The organism is Bradyrhizobium ottawaense (genome assembly GCF_002278135.3).
In the GTDB taxonomy this organism is placed as follows: domain Bacteria; phylum Pseudomonadota; class Alphaproteobacteria; order Rhizobiales; family Xanthobacteraceae; genus Bradyrhizobium; species Bradyrhizobium ottawaense.
The window spans coordinates 7,046,236-7,065,681 of record NZ_CP029425.2; the positions used below are offsets into that span (position 1 = coordinate 7,046,236).

At 57.5% G+C, this 19,446-nt stretch carries 15 protein-coding genes and 1 pseudogene; 6 read left to right on the forward strand and 10 right to left on the reverse strand.

Annotated features, from left to right (window positions below; all coding sequences use genetic code 11):
• Positions 1-31: 31 nt before the first annotated feature.
• The 6 genes from trpD (at position 32) to CIT37_RS33165 (ending at position 5,654) form a co-directional block, all read left to right on the forward strand.
• Positions 32-1,045: an anthranilate phosphoribosyltransferase gene (trpD, locus tag CIT37_RS33140; RefSeq protein ID WP_014497800.1), complete on the forward strand. Its 1,014-nt coding sequence runs from the start codon at positions 32-34 to the stop codon at positions 1,043-1,045.
• 239 nt (positions 1,046-1,284) lie between these two features.
• Positions 1,285-1,470 (forward strand): hypothetical protein, encoded by a 186-nt coding sequence (locus CIT37_RS33145; RefSeq protein WP_014497801.1) that lies wholly within the window; start codon positions 1,285-1,287, stop codon positions 1,468-1,470.
• A gap of 872 nt (positions 1,471-2,342) precedes the next feature.
• Positions 2,343-2,603 (forward strand): hypothetical protein, encoded by a 261-nt coding sequence (locus tag CIT37_RS33150; protein ID WP_133415003.1) that lies wholly within the window; start codon positions 2,343-2,345, stop codon positions 2,601-2,603.
• A 140-nt stretch (positions 2,604-2,743) separates the two neighbouring features.
• The gene (locus CIT37_RS33155; protein WP_223153701.1) at positions 2,744-3,379 is read left to right on the forward strand and encodes a hypothetical protein; all 636 of its coding nucleotides are present in this window, start codon (positions 2,744-2,746) and stop codon (positions 3,377-3,379) included.
• Between the two features lie 27 nt (positions 3,380-3,406).
• Positions 3,407-4,717 carry a preATP grasp domain-containing protein gene (locus CIT37_RS33160; protein WP_028143989.1) on the forward strand — a complete coding sequence of 437 codons (1,311 nt, stop codon included), beginning with the start codon at positions 3,407-3,409 and terminating at the stop codon, positions 4,715-4,717.
• Between the two features lie 469 nt (positions 4,718-5,186).
• Positions 5,187-5,654 (forward strand): hypothetical protein, encoded by a 468-nt coding sequence (locus tag CIT37_RS33165; RefSeq protein ID WP_018647484.1) that lies wholly within the window; start codon positions 5,187-5,189, stop codon positions 5,652-5,654.
• 543 nt (positions 5,655-6,197) lie between these two features.
• Here CIT37_RS33165 and CIT37_RS33170 read toward each other — a convergent pair.
• From CIT37_RS33170 to nodI, 10 genes and pseudogenes are all read right to left on the reverse strand, one after another.
• Positions 6,198-6,506 (reverse strand): 2OG-Fe(II) oxygenase, encoded by a 309-nt coding sequence (locus CIT37_RS33170; RefSeq protein ID WP_304489539.1) that lies wholly within the window; start codon positions 6,504-6,506, stop codon positions 6,198-6,200.
• Positions 6,507-6,573: 67 nt separating this feature from the next.
• Complete coding sequence (locus CIT37_RS33175) at positions 6,574-6,876, reverse strand: hypothetical protein (RefSeq protein ID WP_244611310.1); 303 nt, start codon at positions 6,874-6,876, stop codon at positions 6,574-6,576.
• A complete protein-coding gene (locus CIT37_RS33180; RefSeq protein ID WP_014497805.1) occupies positions 6,861-8,012 on the reverse strand; it encodes a GFA family protein in 1,152 nt (383 codons plus the stop codon). The genes CIT37_RS33175 and CIT37_RS33180 overlap by 16 nt, the downstream gene beginning before the upstream one ends.
• Before the next feature lie 1,212 nt (positions 8,013-9,224).
• Positions 9,225-10,091 carry an electron transfer flavoprotein subunit beta/FixA family protein gene (locus CIT37_RS33185; RefSeq protein ID WP_095424420.1) on the reverse strand — a complete coding sequence of 289 codons (867 nt, stop codon included), beginning with the start codon at positions 10,089-10,091 and terminating at the stop codon, positions 9,225-9,227.
• 517 nt (positions 10,092-10,608) lie between these two features.
• Positions 10,609-12,357 carry a nif-specific transcriptional activator NifA gene (nifA, locus tag CIT37_RS33190; RefSeq protein WP_014497807.1) on the reverse strand — a complete coding sequence of 583 codons (1,749 nt, stop codon included), beginning with the start codon at positions 12,355-12,357 and terminating at the stop codon, positions 10,609-10,611.
• 252 nt (positions 12,358-12,609) lie between these two features.
• Positions 12,610-13,446: an SDR family NAD(P)-dependent oxidoreductase gene (locus CIT37_RS33195; protein WP_095424421.1), complete on the reverse strand. Its 837-nt coding sequence runs from the start codon at positions 13,444-13,446 to the stop codon at positions 12,610-12,612.
• A gap of 728 nt (positions 13,447-14,174) precedes the next feature.
• On the reverse strand, positions 14,175-15,287 hold the full coding sequence (locus tag CIT37_RS33200) for a nodulation protein NodZ (RefSeq protein ID WP_011084832.1): 1,113 nt from the start codon (positions 15,285-15,287) through the stop codon (positions 14,175-14,177).
• Between the two features lie 165 nt (positions 15,288-15,452).
• Positions 15,453-17,479, reverse strand: a pseudogene (locus CIT37_RS33205) (carbamoyltransferase family protein).
• A 255-nt stretch (positions 17,480-17,734) separates the two neighbouring features.
• Entirely contained in the window at positions 17,735-18,523 is a 789-nt protein-coding gene (nodJ, locus tag CIT37_RS33210; protein ID WP_095424422.1) for a nodulation factor ABC transporter permease subunit NodJ, read from the reverse strand.
• A 3-nt stretch (positions 18,524-18,526) separates the two neighbouring features.
• Positions 18,527-19,441 carry a nodulation factor ABC transporter ATP-binding protein NodI gene (nodI, locus tag CIT37_RS33215; protein WP_014497811.1) on the reverse strand — a complete coding sequence of 305 codons (915 nt, stop codon included), beginning with the start codon at positions 19,439-19,441 and terminating at the stop codon, positions 18,527-18,529.
• Between the last annotated feature and the right edge of the window lie 5 nt (positions 19,442-19,446).

Consider the following 19,446-nt stretch of genomic DNA (forward strand, 5'->3'; position numbering starts at 1 on the left):
CTCAGATTGGACAAGGGACGTGCACAGTTCGATGGAACCGCTCAAGTCGATCATCGCGAAAGTTGCCACGGGCGCCATACTGACGCGCGAGGAGGCTGCGTCAGCGTTCGACAGCATGATGTCGGGTGACGCAACTCCCTCGCAGATCGGTGGCTTGTTGATTGGGATGAGAGTCCGCGGCGAAACAGTCGAAGAAGTCACCGGCGCCGCGTCCGCAATGCGGAATTTAATGCCCAAGGTGGAAATGCAATGCGACCCCATCGATATCACTGGTGCGAGCGACGGGGCGATGCGTCCGCTCAACGTATCGACGTGCGCTTCCTTCATCGTCGCCGGGGCCGGCGTTCCTGTCGCCAAGTATGTTAACCGCGCTGCGACTTTGCGTTCAAGCACCGCAGACGTGTTGGCGAGTCTAGGCGTAAAGGTCGATCTCAAGCCTGATGCGATCGCACGTTGTGTGCACGAAGCCGGCATTGGCTTCATGTTTGCGTCAGCCGGCTATCCTGCGATGCAGCGCATCAGCCAGATCCGAAGCGTGCTTGGAACCCACACAATGTTCAATCTAATCGAGGCTTTGTCTAATCCGGCCGGCGTCAAGCGGCAGATCCTTGGAGTTTTCGCTCGCAAATGGGTGCAGCCATTGGCGTACGTCTTGAAGAACCTGGGTGCCGATTCGGTATGGGTTGTTCATGGCTCGGACGGGCTCGATGAAATATCCCTCGCCGGGACAAGCTTTGTTGCTGCGGTCGAGGCCGGTACAGTCCGCACGTTCGAAGTGACGCCGGAAGAAGCCGGGCTCCCCCGCTACCGCGCCGATGCGCTGGAGAGCTGTGATTGCGAGTCTCATGCCATTGCGTTAGAGAAAGTGCTCGACGGCCTCCCAGGCCCTTTTCGTGATGCCGCACTTTTGAACGCGGCGGCGGCACTGGTGGTGGCCGGTCGTGCCTCGAACCTACAGCAAGGCGTGGCACTTGGCCAAGAATCACTTGATCACGGCGCTGCAGCCGCCCGGCTGACTCGCTTGATTGCGGTTTCAAACGCCTAAAGCTGAGCTGGCTGAGGCTCGACTAATGCGATCAAGAGTGCAGCTTACGTGCGCAAGAATATTGCAGCTGCAAATGCGCGCCACTTCTGCGGAATTTGAGTGAGCGCCGCTGACGAAACAACTCGCGCTGAGCAGGTGTCCGACAGCCACCCCTTTGCCGACTAGAGGCTGTTCTCGGCCCGGTTGCTGAGGTGAGGACCCGCGGCGCAACGTGCGTTACGCGCCAAAGGAGACAATGGATGATGCCCTGGCAGAGGATGGAAACACTGGGAACGATCGCAACAATAGAACACATCATCCGGAAGTTTCGGGAATTGATCGATACAGATAGCTCCATCCCGCCAGAGCTGCGGCGTGCGCTGCACGATACCCTGGATGAGCATCTTTTCGAGGCAAAACGACGTGTTCTGCTGAGAGCGCATTAGGTGCGCCGTTGCCGCCTACATGCCGAGAGACTGGCAGGCCAGCGTGGCGCTTTACGCAAACGCCAAAAACACTTGCCAAGCTTGGCTTCGATATCTCGCCTTCTCAGACTGACCGCCGATGGTGATTCCCGCATACGCCCCCTGAGCAACTCCAAATTTCGCCGGAAGCGAGCGGCGACGTGCGTTGGGTACGCCGCCGACGCGTTCGCTGGATCTCTCCTCAATGGCCCTCATTAACTGGGGCTCGCCCCCCTCACGGCGGCGCTACATGTTCGCGATAGCCCCTTGGGGGACTGCTTGGGCCAGCATTACCTTGGTCACGTTTTCATAGGCCGCAAAAAAGGGGCTTGAATCTGACGTAACGTTAAATCGTACGCTCTCGGGCGTGGCACCTATCGTGTGAGGGACTGCGAATGCCTCAGCTGGTCATATCCGCTGACCGATGGCCGGTCATGCTCCTCATTGTCTATAGTCCCTCGCTCGGGAGGGCTGTGCAGCGAGTTCCGATCGCGGCGCCAGAGCTCGCACGTAGCTCTAAATGGTTCGGCATTTCTGATCCTGACAATATGGCCGCCGGCGGCCACTTCGCCACGGGAGCCGATAAGGTCAGAATTGATCGACGTGGAAGTCTATCGGAAGCGCTTAGGTGGCGCCCGCTTCCTGAAGCTGCTCGTCTCGCGCAGCAACGCACAAAACTCAGTTCGCCGAACCCGCCACCTTCAAGCTCCTTTCCGCACCTGGCAAGGCGTTTCGACCGTGCAAGGTTTGGCAGATGGTGAGCCCGCGCGGGTTTCGACGAGTGGCCCGCGCGGGCGACTCCGCGTGACCAGCGCGGCATCGGAAGAAATTGTTTGGCAGGCTGGAGCAGCAAGTTGAAAGACCGCGATGGCCTTAAGAAGGTCCTGTTAGTTCATCATGTTGAAGGCCAGTGCCGTTGCATCATCGGTTTCAAAGATGGAGATATGAGAGCGGCCTATATGTGCGGCGAGCCTGTATATCAAAAACGCGGCAAGAAGACCTCTTCGTGGTGTGCCGATCATTACCGGAAGATGCACACCGCAGCTGAGCAGAGCGGAGTGATCGATCGATCGGCAGATTTCCCTCGAGCGATATCCATCGTTCGCACCCCATGACAGCCATTAAAAGAAGGCTTCCGCCAAGACCGTGTGAGCACAGCCTGTACAAGCGCCAGCCGAAGCATATGACCGGGGCCTCGTCAGGATTTGGGGGGCCGTTGCGGGTGGCGCAAACAGAATGCGCGGACCTGACACGCATGAATAGCAAGCTGAATTTTTCCACCCCGGCCGAGGGAAGCGCTACCTATACCTTTGACAAGACCGCGATTCATTTCGAACGGAAGCCGTCCAGCTATGTCATCCTCAATCGATACATTGAGCGGATCGCTCGCGCCTTGGAGAGCCAGTTTGGTGCCCTGAGAGGAGCCCGACTCGAGATCCCCAGCCTCGCCGGCGACAATGGACACTGCGAGGCCGATGGATCTATTCCGCTTCACCGCGGCAAAACAACTCTCGATTATTTCAAGCGAGAATATCTTTCCAGCAAGAATAGAGCGAGTGCTTACGGAACATCCAAATGTAGCCGAATGCTGGTCGGTCGAGCCGTTGCTCGATGGGAAGACGCACCCGCCGCTTATGTGACCAAGCGGCGGCGACTGCCGGATCGAGGCGCAAGCGCTGATCGCCCATGTTTGGTCAGAGCCCGTTTATCGGGCTCTGCGAGATCATTTCATACGCGGCCGAGCCATAAATTGAGATCGGCAGATTCGAGGCGGGCCGTTCTCTCCCGCTGCATCGCAGGTGACATCGAGATGGCGCAAATTCTCCCCTCTCCCAGAGCCTTGCCACGGCATGGCAACGACTTCGTGGTTGCCATGACGATCCCATCCTGATCACGACCAGATGTCCGGAGGTCGAGAATGCCGCGAATCCTGATTATGAATGCCGGTACGCCTCAGATGTCGGGCGCCCACCTAACAAAAGCTCAACTTTCGCTGGCCGCCAACTCGGCATTTCGTTCAGCGTGGTTTGCTCAGGAGGGCGACCTGATAGTCTCTCCGGTAGTGATCCCGGCCGATCTGTTATCCTTCATTGGCGGAACGCTCAATTTCCATTCATCGGCTCTTCGCCTGCTTGTACCTGCGAGCCGCCAATCGACAATCCTCGATGATTGTACGTTACTGTCCAAAACTGTTGTCGAGCGGCTCAAAAGACATATTCGCCAGAAATCAGACTGGCAATTGTATCCCTGCTACTCTACTGAAGGCGTCGCACGCTTGGCGGCCATTCTAGGCATACCGAAGACCGGTGACGACTTCGCTTTGCAGCGCGGGCCTGATCTGTTGAATCGCAAGAGCCACTTCCGTCAATTGGCAACAAGCGTTGCACTTCCGCTCCCCCATGGATCAGTCGCGACAGACCCAAATGGACTGTTCAAAGCCGTCACCTCCCTCAAATCCGAGACCGGCACGGTCATTGTAAAGTTGGATAATGGAGCTGGTGGAGTTGGAAACGTCATCCTGACCAGCAATAAGAGCGATCCGCTACCTGGAGCCAGAGATACTCGGTGGGTTTCGTGGCCGTCGTTTGATCCCGAAGCATTGTGGTCTGAGATGACAACAGCCTCGTGTAAGACGCTGGTCGTGGAATCGTACCACTTGGCCCGATCTTTATTCTATCTCGAGTATACAATCCAGGATGATGCATCAATCGCTTTTGTCAATAGTGGAAGCATACGTCTGCGTAAAAGCGCAGACCGATCCGAAAGAGCTCTGATCCGGACGGGACTTGAGCTTCCAAGCGACTTGGAGGAAGAGCAATTGTTAGCTGCCCAGGCCCATGCCTACCGTTTTGTGGCACTCGCGCGAGACCTGGGGTATCGCGGAATGATCAACATCGACGCCATTTTCGCACAAGACGGGCGGTTGCTGTTCAATGAAGCGAACGGCCGCTGGGGTGGCGGCTCGGTGTTACACAACATTGCCGTCCGGCTGCTAGGCGTCGACTATTTCGGCTGTAACGTTATTTTATCTGTGAGAAATGTGCGATCAGCATCCTTCCGGGCGGCGCATGATCGTCTCGTCAAGGATGGACTTATATTCGACCACACACGTAAGGAGGGCGTGATCCCGCTTGCTGCCGATGAAAAGGCTGGCACTGTGGAGTGCGTTGTGATTGCGCCGAACAGGCCCGCGGCCCACGATCAGCAACACCGACTATTGAAGTCGTAGCAAACATCGTCAGCCGCTCAATTCATCGCTTCGAAGCCTGGGATACACCATCGCGCACCGGGAACGCGCGCCTCCCTTCCTTCACGTGGCGACGAAGGTGCCCCAATCACCGAGCAAGCTTTGGTCGGACGATGAATGGTGGCCCTATGAGAGTGCTCTTGTTCGTCCCGGACGAGACCAGCGGTGCGCCGAAGCTTGTACAGCGACGAGCGTCATGGCGTAAGGCTGCCAGCGCAGTTGCCGACCCCAAAAGCTAATCGCATTGCACGTCCTGCTTGGCCGATTTGCGACGCCTACGTTGAAACTCGACAATACGATGGGCGATTGCACTCGCTGGCTTGGGTTTATGCGAGTTTCACTATGAAATAAGCGGCCCCAAAAGACCGCACTTTGCCGGCACGTAAATTGCTGCATAGGAGCAGGAGTTGCCGCAAAGAACGCGGCCGCAGCAGCTATCTTCGGAGCCCCAATGAGGCTGATCCGATTGATCTTGTTCGACTTGGCTTTGATTCTGCTTGCATCTGGAGTTGCAAAAGCCATGAATGTGGCCGCTGGCGCAAGTTCCGCATTTGTCAGGCAGACTGCTCTGCGCGAGGTGGCACCGAGCTCCAAGCATGGTGGTCCCTACTACAGCCAAACGCCGCTCGTTCCCGGGCAGCCGCCGGACAACCCCGGTCGGGACCAGCTGGCTGACAATTCCGCGGGGATGCAACCCAGCTTTGGATGTGTGGTCCGTGAGTCCCGACGCCCGACTAGCTATATCTTCGATAGCACTGAGAGGCTCAATCTCCCGCCCCGTGTGATGCCGTCGATCTGCAATCCTATCGCCTCGCCTCTCAGCCTCCTACCTGCGGGCAGCGGAATGGTCATCATGGCCTTTGCGACCACTCTCCTCGTGATTGTGGTGATTGTGGTGGAAATATTCGGCCCATTGTAACGGCGTGAGGCCCCAACCGCTCCCCTTTCGGCGCCCGCGATACAGCTCGGCATGAGCGGATCCGTGGAGGAGGAACGATGGCAAATACCATGCTCGAGCCAGTAGCAAGGTGATCGTCGCGTCGAGGTGATCACTGGGATCGTCGCCGACGATGGACGGGCGAGGAAAAGGCCCGGATCGGGGCGCAGAGCTTGGAGTAACAATGACACGACCAAAGCGATCACTTCATCGCCACAGCCAAGCCCTAGATCCACAGGCTTGTGCTGGCCTGCCTGCTGGATCATCTCGCCAAGCGCGTCCACGAACTCACGCCCGGAATTGGTAACCTCAGAACGTCGCTCATGCCCCATGAGCGAGGTCGGCCATCCGCTCAAGACGCCCAACTAGGGGCCGTCACCGGACGCGTACGATCAATGTAAGCCATCGCTTGCGACCAGACTCGTGTCGGACCTCACGAAGGACCCGCAAGATGGGAAAGCCATCAATTCCCCGGAGAGCTCGCTCAGCCCACGATTTGCAGAGACCCATACCAGGCGCGGCACGCTAGGGCCGAGCGTTAGAACCCTCGATGATCCGGCGGTTCACGCCGCTGCGTTTTGAACAGAAGTATACGAGGGATCGGCGCTCCCCGCTTGATACCGGCTTTACCTCATGCCGGACCTTACAGGTTGTGACAAGCACAGCGCCAAATGGCGGCCGGAATACGTGTTGTTCGTACCCGGTTGGATATACCACGAATTCACCGCCGTCGAAGTCTCTCGCTAGCTGCACAATCACCGAGTACTCGAAATCCGGATCACTCGCCGCATCCAAATGAATGCCGATAAAGGACCCCGGCGGCATACGATGCATCTGGCATCGGCGAACCACGTAATCTGCGGATGCTCCGAAGATCTTTCTTAGCGCGAAGCTGCGATCTCTACTTTCGTAGCAGCTCCATGATCTGACCCGAAGCAGTACCACTCACGTTGCTAGGCGCGTGGCCGGGCGGGTCTACCCTCACGCGCTGGACAAAGACGCTGTGCAAGTCGCCCGCATCTCCCTCCCGCACTTCTTCTTCCGGAATCTCAGCCTGCAGCTGATCGATCCTGGCTATGTCGTCTTGAGTGAATAACATTTGCGGGGCGATTACGACGGACCCCTTTACTAGCAGCTCAATCCGGTACTTTGTCAGGACTTCTTCTGAAAGAAGACAGGATTTATCTTTCATTGCGCGCGCCATTCGAGCTCACTCCTTTGATCTTCGAAGCATGACTCCGGGTCCTGCTGCATTGACAGGAATGCTTGCTCCCAATGCGCGCCATCGAACTCAGATATTCTTAAGTGCTCGATGGTCTTTCTATCCAGACATCGGATATTTACGCTGTACCCGGAGGGATTCGACCTCGGCCTATAGAATGGCTTTACGCCACAAAGCCGGCAAAACGTGTGCCGCGCAATATTCTTGTTGAACTGGTATGTCGTGAGGAACTCTTCGCCGCACTCGATGCGCAGCTTATCGCCAGGTACGAGCAAGTGGACAAATCCAGACATTTGACAAATTGAGCAATTGCATCGAACTGCAGAGAGCTCTCGAGGTGCATTGACGTAGAATTTGATAGCGCCGCAATGACAACGGCCATGATGTTGCATCTCGGAGTGATCATCTCCCGTACGCGCCGCCGTTCCGAGCAGATCGCGACACCACTGGACGCTGAGCCGATAGGCTCGGCCGAATTCATTCAAAAAGCGATCATTAAGGCCAGGCTGCACAAGTTCACCAATCAGCCGGCCTGTCATTTCTCCGTGGTACTTCTCCGCGGGATCTTCTCCGCCGACATGGCCGCGAAAATACTCAAGATCGTCCGGCCGCGCCTTGAAGGTTTTGACCAGAGTGGTCCACAGCGACTGGATCATGTCTGCAGCATGGAGCTCAAAGGCGACCATGTAGGCGCAACGAACCAGGGGGTCTTTCGATGACAATCCGGCATAGAGAGAATGCAGGTACTGCTTCGTCCTGTCGCTATAGTTGGGCCTTATCGCTCTGCCGAGTAGTCGTGCAGCATCCTTTCTCAAGAGGTTGGAGTGAAAGTTTTCTGTCAAAAGAATATCGGGCAACGCCGCCTTGCCGCCCCGGAGAATCCCGCCATGGCCACCGGTCTCATCCCAGCAGATAAAATTCGCGACCACGCTGGTCAGTTCAATGTCCCTCCCAATGTCCCGATTTTGATGCATTGCATCGAATATGAGGTCCCTTTGCGACCCTGCCTGCAGGTACGGGAACGCCTGTGACATCGCTAGGTATTCAGGCAGCAGGCTGGCGACCTGGTCTCCGGACATCTGGGAGGCGAACGGATGCGGGCCGAACAAGGCTCGCACTCGCTCAGTCAAGTACTCGCAGGATAACTTCGGAGGCTGATCCGGTGCAAATCGAGACGCTTGAGATATCATTTGACTCCCTGCAGATGAGAAGCGAAACGGTCCTTGACGAAGCTACCTTCATGTCCGGGCCGACTATTGACCGCGCTGAGTTCATTGGCTTCAAAGGGCCTAATGTTGCGTTCACCTTTCACGCAAACTTTTGTCGTTCTCCTGGCCACGGCAGATTGCGGTCTTCTCTGTCCTGGTCATGCGCATCGAAGGGACTTCGTTCATTGAGGGAGCGGCGAGGATCCGGTTGGCTTCCAGTCCAGCAGCAATCCGATGCCGCAATGGCAGCCACGGCGAGCATGCGCGCGGAGAATCGTCTTGGATACTTCGCCGCGCATGCCATTCTGATGCTAATGCCGCATGCGCGAATGACACGCCTAGTCGCGCGGTGCAGCTTTGGCTGCCTGAGCAAATGAATGAAGCCCTCGCGGTTGCTGCTGCCGCCATTTCATCGAACCGCTGTCAACTTGGTACAGCATTGTAAAATCCAATTCGTGCCTACCGACCTCACAGGGCCTCAGGTCGTTCGTGGCATGCCGCTCGCCTGTTCTTCGCATTCGCGGTTACCCCCTCTTAATTTTTACTGGCTAACAGCAACCATCATGCCAACTCTTGAATTTGCTCCGTCAGATTCCGAAGAAGCTGGTATAACACTTGTGACCTATCCTCATAGCAAGTGCATAGCACTTGAGAGGCTGCGCACCGCCGTCAGGAACGAAACAGCGGCTGTTCACATACACACGGCTGCTGAATTGGCGGATTGCTTCAAAGGCGCCGCATAGGTTGGCTTTGCTCCTTAAAGCCAGCGACAGGGCTTTGGACGTGCAGACGGCAGCGCTAGCATGGTGACCCGGGTTGCTGACGTATTCCGTCTTTGCTCGCGACCGGTACGGAGGAAGCAATGGTCTTCCACGGTCGAACACGACAAAACGGAAGATCTGAAATATGCGCAGGCCTGTTTGGCCGTGCCCCGGCAATCCTGGGCGGCTCCGGACTCGATCGTAGCGATAACGTGCTCTACGGAACATGCGGCCTCAGCCGATGGCGAGATCGACGGATGGCATAGCAAAACTCTTATGGTAGCTTACCGCGTTGCACAACGACATGTTGCGCTCTCATCGACTCGGGTGCGAGCGTTGATACATTTCTTGGAGCGCGTTGCTAACATTGCCCGGACAGTCCAGATCGGGCGTCACGAGCAAGTGTCGCCAGATCGGTTTCGAGCTTCGGTTGATTCAAGAAGATTGCGTCTATTAGCGCCTGCGCCGGCTGCTCGGCGGACTCAACCAGCGCCGCCCTCTCGGCCCGCGCAGGGGGAGCGAACACACGTTTGACGACAGTCGGCGAGCCCTTGAGCCCACATTTGGAGATGTCTTCGACACCTGCATCTTGCGCGCTCCATTTCACGATTTTGGCTCGCGCGGCACGCAAGGCATCCGCCATCGCGCCTCGCCGAATCTGATTCGTCGCCTCAAGCATGGTGATGAGGCAGGGCAACCTAGTGTGCAGAACCTGCACACCGCCTTCCGAGCGCCGCTCCGCTTCAATTGTTTCATTGGCGACGTCCACGGATCTGACCTTCGCAACGTAAGTTAGCTGCCCTACGCCCAGTCGCTTCGCGATGCCAGGACCAACCTGCGCTGTATCGCCGTCGATGGTCTGCTTTCCCGTGAAGATGAGGTTTGCCGGACCATATTCCTTGCCAATTTTCCGGATCGCTGTTGCAAGCGCATACGTAGTGGCCAGCGTATCCGAGCCCGCAAAGCAGCGATCAGTAAGTTGGACGGCGCGATCAGCACCATAAGTCAGCGCCTTTCGCAACGACTCCTCTGCCGATGGCGGCCCCATGGTAAGCACGGTAATTTCGCCACCGAACCGATCGCGCAGCCCCAGCGCGGCCTCGAGCGCGAATAGGTCATACGGGTTGATGATGGTCGGCACTCCCTGACGCATGATTGTATTGGTCACGGGGTGCACGCGGATCTGCGCCGAGTCCGGAACTTGCTTGATGCAGACAATATTATGCAAGGTGTTGCTCCTAAAGTTACGTCAGTTGGGAAGAGAACAGCAAGTCTTGTACCATCCCCGCCGCTTGGGACCGCTCGCTGTCACAAGGCTTAACACCGGGTAGTGCGCCCTCTCTACCCCGCGCTTCCTGAAAGGGATGCCGGCACAAAGCAGGCTCGGACAGCGCTGTTTCGCAGCACCACGCTGGCAAGTGGCGGCGGGACTGCTTGCGGATTGACTGCCGCTAATCCCCTGCAGGCCCGGACCGGTCGAGGGTCATTAAGCATTGCGTTCGCCAATCCGGCTTGATTGAGATAAGGATGATAGCTCTTTGCATTTCGAGCAACCGGCGGTTCGCGATTGTGCGACTCGCAAGTGAGGCTCTCCGCCCCATCTGTCGCTGAATAGTTGAGCCCTTCTCGGGGTCGTGGCAAGCCGACGCCCCCGGCGGTCCATTCCCCTCAGATTGCTAGATTAACTACGCGGACCGTCTTCACTTATCGATTTGGCGGAATCAGTCCAGGCCGATGCGGGGCGCTCAGAACCGCTTTATCTCGATTCCGTATTTCCTCAGCGCGTAGCCGACTTGGCGCGGGGTTAGCCCGAGTAGGCGCGCTGCCTTGGCCTGCACCCAGCCAGACTTTTCCATAGCCGCAACGACCCGCTCGCGATCAGCCATTCTCGCACCACTAACGAGAACTGTGCCGGAAGGTGCCAATGAGCCCGGTTCGCAGACAGCCTGCGGCGGAGGGGCCGTTTCAGCCAGCGGGATGATGGACTTTGCAGGCACCGGTTGCATCGGTGCCGCCGGGTCTGTCTTGCCATACGATGTGCTTTTCCAAAGCGTCGTGGAAAGGCATTGGCCTTGGCTGCATGCAAAGTCACTTCTTACAATCGATGTTCCGGCACTGAGTGTCGCGGTCCGCTCGATGCAGTTCTCGAGTTCGCGGACATTTCCCGGAAATTTACAGCTCATCAGTACATCGATCGCACTCGCCTCCAGAGTAAGAGAGCGGCCGTTCTCGCTGTTAAACTTTCTGAGGAACTCTCTTGCGAGCAGCGGAATATCACTGCGTCTTTCGCGAAGCGGCGGCAACAACAAGGGAACTACGCTAATACGATAGTAGAGGTCCGCGCGGAATTCGCTCCTTGCCACAGCCTCTTCAAGGTTCCTGTTGGTCGCAGCTATCACCCGAACATCGACTTTAATCGTGTGATTGCTGCCGACGCGCTCGAACTCCTGCTCTTGCAGAACTCGCAGCAACTTCGCCTGGAACGGAGGTGAGATCTCTCCGATCTCGTCAAGAAATAGCGTCCCTTTGTCAGCAAGCTCGAAGCGCCCCTTGCGGGCGCTGACAGCACCGGTAAAGGCACCTTTCTCATGGCCAAACAATTCCGATTCCAGGACCGTCTCGGGGAGCGCCGCGCAATTCAGCTTAACGAACGGCCGCTTAGCACGAACGGACGACTCGTGAATGGCCTTGGCTACCAGCTCCTTCCCGGTACCGGATTCGCCACGCAGCAGAACCGTGCTGTTTGATCTGGCTACAACGACAATCTTCTCAAGCAGTGCGCTCAGCGCCGGGCTGTCGCCAATGATCCCGTGTGCCTGAAGCTGCTTGCGCTCGCGAGCGGGCGGCCCACGATCAACTGTCTGTTTCTCTAGCCGGTCCTTGTCCACCAACGATTGTTCGCGATCGCCGGCGAACAAGCGATGTAACTTGATCGTTTGTCCTATCACGTTCGCGACCATGGCGAGCAGCCGCGCATCGTACTCGAGAAGACTTGAACTGCCTTCCGGGATACGGTCGATCGTCAGCGTACCAACGACCGTCGAATCAACGCGAATCGGGACCCCGATGAACGCTACCGGTATACTATCAGAGGCGCCGAGAACCTCCCGGTCGGCAGCGCTGAAGGCCGTCTCGGCGGCTACATTCTCGACCATAAGAGACCTGCCTGTCGCTACGATCTCGTGGATTGCTTTCTGCGGCACGCACGTCCGGTAACGTTCGTCAGTGCCTTCGCTCCAGCCGGCGCCAACTGTAAGTTCTGGAACGCCGTCATCGTTGAACAGCGAGACGAGGCCGTGTCGCATCTGCACAAACGATTGCAGAAGACCGAGAACGTTGGCCAAGGTGACTTCGAGCCGGCCGGGAGCATTTAGTATTTTCGATATTTCGTAGATGCCGGCCAGCGCGCTCTCATGCGACGGCTCCCCCGGGGGGGCACGCTCCGGTTCCGGCTGCGAGGCAGGTCTTTCGCTCGAGGAGGGGATATGCAGCATAAGCCTGTCTCCGTTTCCTTGATCATCCTCCCTGGACCCATGTCCGGATTGGCGAGGTTCGTTTTGCATGTCACTCTCGATCTAGCGCCAAGTGTTGACGAGATGACATCGAACCGTGACACTTTTTCATGGCACGACAGTAAACTTGCCGTGTGCCTTCGATTCATTTTCTGTTGATTGTATGCGCGTGGTCAGCGGAGAACGTGAGTCCGTTGGGAAGCTCAAGTCAGCTTCGCCGCCGGGCCGGCCGCTTCACAGATGCTGGCCACCGTTGATCGGCACCTCGGCACCCGTAACATAGCTCGCCGCATCCGAGCATAGGAATAAGATGACCTTGGCCACTTCGTCCGGAGTACCCACTCTGCGCAGCGGGATACTTGCCACGACGCGCGCTTCCGCGTCGGGCGACAGCATGTCGGTCCTGATTTCGCCGGGCGCGATCGCATTGACGCGAATGCCATGCGGCGCATAGTCGTGGGCCAATTCGCGTGTGAGGCTCGCAAGCGCAGCTTTCGAGGTCGCATAGGCGCTACCGGCGAATGGGTGCACCCGCGAGCCCGCGATTGAAGTCACATTCACGATCGATCCTGACGCGGCTCTTAGCTCATCAAACAAACCCTGCGCCAGCAGGATCGGAGCCACCAGATTAAGATGAAAGACCCTCATCCAGGTATCGGTTGAGGTGGTCAACGATGTCATCCGATCGCCTGTGGGCGTTTTCGGCGACACACCCGCATTATTCACCAGCGCGTGCAAGGGCGCACCGGCCAAGCGTTTCTTAACCTCGGTGATTGCGCGCGGCAGCATTCGATGATCGCCGAGGTCGACCTGGAAATGATCGTCATTCCCAGCCTCCCAGGGGCATCGCTCGCCGTCGAACGGTTGGCGTGCGCAAGAAATGATGCGCCAGCCTGCCTCCGAGAATAGCTTGGCAGTGGCATGGCCAATTCCGCGCGATGCGCCGGTGAGTAACATCACCTTCGGTTCTCCACGATCAACGCGCGCATTAACGGCGTCAACGAGGCGATCCAAATGTGCTTCGGGCAGCGGACCTCGGATCAGATTGTCATTTGGCAGATCGAGACCCACGGCCGCCTCCTCTACTTTTGCGCCCGCGCACGCGTAGCAGGATTTGCGCCACTGCGATGTACGTAAATGCGCTTCCGTTTTGCGTCCTAATGTCGCGCACGCGGAATGCTTGGCGCATTCAAGACAGCGGAGGTGAGCTTTCTGACAGCGATGGTGACTCTGCTACGTAAGTTCGCGAGCACTCGCCCGCTTCATGAAAGGGCTACCCAGCCCGCGTTCGCTTTCACGATCGCACAACCGTACGAGCCTGCGGCTGGCCGGCGCCTCTCGTCGAAGTCGAAAAATGCCCGGGGATAACGGCCACGGCCATTAGCCGCCCCAACATAAAACTGATGTACCAAGCTTGCACGTTAGATTCGTCGGCGGCCACTTTTGATCTATCGCGCCATGCTCTGAGCGGCACTGGATTTCGCGGCGCTAGTTCCAAGCATGAGCTGGCGAGCTGAAATGTTCATCCGTGATTGAGCGTTGTTTAGCTTCCGTCTGCGGCCCGCCCGAAGCGAAGACGAAGGCGTGCTCCTTCTGTAAAACGCAGCGGCACTTTAGGGCCGTTGTTGTCGAAGCCGCGCCTTAGCCGAACGCATTCGGCCGCGGCTTCGTTCTCTTCGCCCCTGGAACGTTGCGGCAATGACAGCCCGCGGGCCAGAAAATCGTCGCCCGGAGAAGAACTTCCACGGCTATCGGACGTAAAGAGCGGCGGTGAGATCGATCACGCGGGTTTGCGACTTTCACGAAGCCATAAGCGCTTGCGAGTTGTCTTCAATCAGGATCAACCGGCCCGGATCGTTCAAATCGAATTCTATAACGCGTGGGGCGAAAAGACGCGCATAGCGCGTAAAAGCGCTCGTTGGCGGAAAACGGATCACCGTGTCGCAGCGGGCAAGGAGATACATCTCGGTGAGGGCAGAAAAGCCGCCTTCAGCTCCGAGGGCGGGATGGTGCAATGGGCCCGCTTGAGGCGCCTGGAACTGCTTTGGAATCGCGAAGACATCGGGAAATTTAACCGAAACCTGCTCGAGGACGAGCGCACTGTCCGTGCACAGGAACGCCCTCACAGGTTTTGCGTGGGATAAACTCCTGGCCTCATCAATGGCATTGTAGATCTGCCGCAAGGCGCGCTCCGTGTCCGCCCAGTAAGGGGCATGCCCCATAATATCTTCGCCATTGCCATGCCGGACATGAATGCCGATTACGCTGTACGGCTCAAAGTGCTCGCGGTAGATAGCATCAATCCGGGCCTGAATTTCAGGCCGCGGCTTAATACTCCGGAAGATTTCGCGTTCCGCTTCCTGATCGCAGCGCCACATCAGGCAGGCATCACACACAACCGTGTTAGCGTCACTATCTCTCTGACTTTGGAACAGTTGATCGAGTTGATCGCGTTCCCTGAAAATCTGCTCGTCCGGTCGATAGATGCAATCGAAAGATGGCTTGTTCCACCATGTTGGAAAGAATGGTCCTGGAAACGAACGCGTATTGATGTCGTCATCGCAAATTACTCGCACTCCGCCAATGTCTTCAACCGGTTCGAAGAAGACTGGAAAGGCATTGGTGAATGGTTCATCAAGATAACAAGATCCCCGCCAATCAATGGCTAGCGTCCGTCCTGTCTGCTTTGCAAATCGCCAGGCTGCCGCGAGTGACCACAGACAGTCGCCAAACCCCGTACGTCGCCGGGACACTACGAACCGATCATTGCTCGAACCGCTAACCATCTGCCTTGCCTTTTCGCGCGCTCCTGGTTGGACAAGAGACGTCAGTACAGACGTCTCGCGTATCTTCTCGCCCGGCGTCACGGCCTGAAATCGCGGTGCCGGCGAGCTGCATCGGTAGAACTTCATAGCAGGGCTATCCGTGACGGGCCGCGTTCTCTCAATACGATCGTCCTTTCTTCAACGGTGTTGCATCGACCTGCCCGAAGCCCGATGCCCGATGCCCCGCTCTGCATCGGATGGCCTGGTCCCCTCACATGCACGCATGGGCGTGGCCATGCGCATGAGTCATGGCTATGTTCCGCTTTGTACATTATCGTGACGGCAAGCCGCGTGCAGCGGATGCAGGCGAACGCCCCGAAGCTCCCATACGAGCCGCAATTCCTTCACAAGATCTTCACGCTTGGCCTGGTCCAGCAGGGCTGTGTCGAAAAGCGACCCGAGCGACGCCTCGCCCTCGATTCGCATCAAGATCTCGAAAAGCTCAGGTGAGATACGCATACTAGAGTGGGCGGAATGTCCCATGCGGATCTCGCAGACCGTTTCCTGCCGATCTGGCGCTATGTGGGAGCGAACACGATGAAGGGATGCGTACGGCGGCAATGACGCAGCCAGCGCACTCCAATCCTGCAGTGATGCTGGCCGCTTCCTGACGAGGAACGGCCCAACAACAAGTCCGTCCAGATCAGTCGTCAAAAACGTGGTGATCGCATCTGACACGGACTGCACGATCGGCTCGGCATTGTTGTTAAATGAGGTATTTAGAAGAATCGGAAGGCTCGTTCGCTTCTTGAACGCATTAATGACGTCCCAGTAGGCGGGGTTTGTCTTGCGCGATACGGTCTGCAGCCGAGCCGTCCCATCAACGTGCGTGATCGCACCGAGCACGTTACCCTTGGCTTCACGCACGCGAACTACGAAGTTCATGAAGGGGAGCTGCCGCGTGCCGTCGGGGAGCTCAAAGAACTCGCTCGCATCCTCCTCTAATGCAGATGGCGCAAAGGGGCGATAGCTCTCGCGCTTCTTGACCACCGCGTTGATGCGATCCTTGTTTTCCGCAGGCCGCGGGTCCGCTAGAATGCTGCGGTTACCAAGCGCACGTGGGCCGAACTCAGAGCGCCCCTGAACCCAGCCGATTACAGCGCCATTTGCCATCCAGTCCGCCGCACTGGATGCTATGTCATCACTTCGTTGAATGTCGAGGTGGCCTGACCATGCGTTGAGCTCAAGCTCTGTGGCTTGCTCGTTCCCAAGATCGGGCCCCCAATAAACGTCCGGCAGTCGCTCGCGCGGCGCTGGCCTGCCTAGCTCGCTTGATACCATTAATGCAGCGCCGAGTGCGCAACCGGCGTCGTGCGCCGCGGGTTGAACAAAGATGTCGTCAAATAGCCCGGAATAAAGCAGCTTACCGTTCAGCGTGCAATTATGGGCCACCCCGCCAGCTAGGCACAGGCGTGTCATGCCCGTCGCTTTACGATGGTGCCGCAGGGTGTGAAACACGATCCGCTCCAGCGCTTCCTGCAGCGACGCGCTGACATCTCGATGCTGTTGGGTGAATGGCATTCCCTTTCGCCGAACCTGGATGTTGCGCAAAAGGGCTGGTCCGATTCGATCCAGGTGAACGCGATAGCCACCGCTGTCCAACAACTCGTAGAACTGCGCGAAGAGCTCGCGATAGCGATCGGGATCACCATACGGTGCAAGCCCCATCACTTTGTATTCGTCGAACATCCCGCAGCCGAGATATCGGATCGTCTCGAGATAGAACAGCCCAAGAGAGTTGTGTTCCGGGAAACTTACAAGCTGCGCAATTACGGTCCCGGACCCTACCGCCATTAAGCCTGAGAGAAAATCGCCCCCGCCGTCGATCGCAAACACCAGACTTTGCTCGAACCCGGACATGGCAAACGCGCTCACGGCATGTACTTCGTGGTGATTCACGAAGGAAACCCGGACGGATCGATCTCGGCCCCGAATTCCCGTGCCAACAGCTGCCGCAGCAACAGTTTGGGGTCCAACGGAACGGGCTGAGAAACAGAAAGGCGCTCGAGCATGGCTTTGCAGTAAGCTTCAGTCGCGTAGAACGCGATACGGTCGATGTCGCCGAGCTCGACTCCTGCGGTAGAAAGGCAGTATCGGATCGAATTGCTGGGGAACTTGTTGGAGTGCTTGACGCGGTTGAGGCGCTCCTCTTCGACAGCAGCAATTACGCGGCCGTCCTGCACAAGTACCGCAGCGCCATCGTGAAGAAATGTATTCGGCAGCTCCGGAGAGCTTTCATAGATTCTGTCAAGGCCGCCACTCAGTCCTATGCTCAACATCCCGTTCTCCATGGAAGGCCATGCCGTCCCACCGATCTAATCTGTACAGTCACGCGCAGCCGGTGCGCGTGCCAGGCAGCACAACACGACTTTGCAAGGTCCGATCGGCCGAACAGGCGGCCGTAGAGCTGGCTCGATCGCGGCTTCTCAAGGCCGTTTCACAAGCTGCTCTGACAGACCAGGTCACTCGCGAGCTACCGCGGAACGCATCATGACACTGCATCGCTTTGACTTCTCCGTTTCGCTGAACTCACGTCAACGCAGCAGGCGGCGCCGAAATAACGCGATCGACGCGAAAAAGGGCAAGACCGCGTAAACGCAGAGCGCGCCTACGTGTAGGGCGGCATTGTCGGCGCCGCGCTCAAGCATCACTGAGCGAATAAGTTCGACCGAATGTGCCAGCGGCAACAAGCCGGCAAAGTGCTGAAATGAGTCGGGCATTTGGCTCGTCGGAAAGACCGCGCCACACAAGAACACCATGGGCGTAAGGACGAGCGACTGGTAAAACACGAAGTAATCGTAAGTTGGCGCAAGAGATATGACGACCATTGCCAGGCTGGCGAAGACAAGGCCCGTAAGGGCGATTGTCGGTATCGCACAAAGAACCGACGTCCAGGATGCATAACCCAGGGTGGCAGCGACAATCCCGATTGCTGTCCCGGCTAGAACGGACTTACTGGCCGCCCACACCAACTCACCTAGAACGATATCGCCAAGCGTGAGCTGTGTGAACAAAATTCCCTCCCAGGTGCGCTTGACATCCATCCGAGCAAAGGCTGCGTACAGAGTTTCAAAGGTCGCGGATGTCATAGCGCTAATCGCGACCATACCCGCCGCCAAAAACGCAATGTACGAAGTCCCCTCAACCCGTCCCACAATGAGTCCGAGCCCAAAGCCAAGGCCAAACAGATTGGTTATGGGATCTGCGAGGTTGCCGAGAAGCGATGCAAGCGCGACTTTCCTCCATGCCAAGTAATTTCGACGCCATACCGCGGTCCAATTGTACGCATTAGCCGGCATGACCGACGCATAACCATCATCCATCGCTCATTTCTCCATCTCGCGCCCGGTCAACCGCAAAAACACGTCTTCGAGATTCGGGGGGCGCTGCAGAACGCGAAGGTCCGTTCGCCCGCGCAGGTGCACGCTGATTTCGTCCGGACATCGCGCGTAACAAAAAAGCGTCTCTCCACTCACTTCGATATGCCGCGCATACGGCCTGATCAGCTCCCGGAGTTGATCTAGATCACCGCCATAGATCTCGATCACGTTGCAGCCGATATGCTCGTCGATCAAGGCGTCTGGCTTGCCTTCGGCGATTTTGCATCCACTCTCAAGCACGCATAGCCGATCGCAAAGGCGTTCGGCCTCTTCCATGAAGTGAGTGGTCAAGAGGATCGTCTTGCCGCGCGCAAGAAGAGCCCGCAGGCGTTCCCAGATCAGGTGGCGAGCATGCGGATCGAGCCCCGTCGTCGGCTCGTCCATCACGAGTAGATGTGGATCATTGATCAGAGCGCGCGCCAGCGTCAGCCGCCGCTTCATACCACCGGACAAAAGGGAGACGCGCACGTCCGCCTTGCTTTCAAGCCGCGCAAACTCAAGCAACGAGGGCACAACCGCTTCGATCGTGCGAGCGCTCATGCCGAAATAGCGGCCAAACACAAGCAGGTTCTCCCGCACGGTGAACTCGGGCTCAAGGTTATCGAACTGCGGCACCACGCCTACGCGCACGCGCGCCGCACGAGCGCGGGAAGGCACAGGCTCATCGAGGACCGTAATCTTGCCTCGATCGGGGGAAATCATGCCGAGGAGCATGCGTGCAATCGTACTTTTGCCAGCTCCATTTGGCCCAAGCAGCCCGAAGCACTCTCCGCGCGCAACCGAGAACGACAGGTCATTGACGATAACCTTGTCCCCGAATGACTTTCTCACGCCGACAAGGTCGATCGCCATATTGGACATGTTCA

Bases quoted from the DNA above. Each gene is read 5' to 3' on its own strand.
- CIT37_RS33170 (WP_304489539.1), bottom strand. From the start codon at position 6,506: ATGCATCGTATGCCGCCGGGGTCCTTTATCGGCATTCATTTGGATGCG.
- CIT37_RS33160 (WP_028143989.1), top strand. From the start codon at position 3,407: ATGCCGCGAATCCTGATTATGAATGCCGGTACGCCTCAGATGTCGGGC.
- CIT37_RS33145 (WP_014497801.1), top strand. From the start codon at position 1,285: ATGATGCCCTGGCAGAGGATGGAAACACTGGGAACGATCGCAACAATA.
- trpD (WP_014497800.1), top strand. From the start codon at position 32: ATGGAACCGCTCAAGTCGATCATCGCGAAAGTTGCCACGGGCGCCATA.
- CIT37_RS33200 (WP_011084832.1), bottom strand. From the start codon at position 15,287: ATGAAGTTCTACCGATGCAGCTCGCCGGCACCGCGATTTCAGGCCGTG.
- CIT37_RS33165 (WP_018647484.1), top strand. From the start codon at position 5,187: ATGAGGCTGATCCGATTGATCTTGTTCGACTTGGCTTTGATTCTGCTT.
- CIT37_RS33155 (WP_223153701.1), top strand. From the start codon at position 2,744: ATGAATAGCAAGCTGAATTTTTCCACCCCGGCCGAGGGAAGCGCTACC.
- nodJ (WP_095424422.1), bottom strand. From the start codon at position 18,523: ATGGATGATGGTTATGCGTCGGTCATGCCGGCTAATGCGTACAATTGG.
- nifA (WP_014497807.1), bottom strand. From the start codon at position 12,357: ATGCTGCATATCCCCTCCTCGAGCGAAAGACCTGCCTCGCAGCCGGAA.
- CIT37_RS33175 (WP_244611310.1), bottom strand. From the start codon at position 6,876: ATGGCGCGCGCAATGAAAGATAAATCCTGTCTTCTTTCAGAAGAAGTC.
- nodI (WP_014497811.1), bottom strand. From the start codon at position 19,441: ATGTCCAATATGGCGATCGACCTTGTCGGCGTGAGAAAGTCATTCGGG.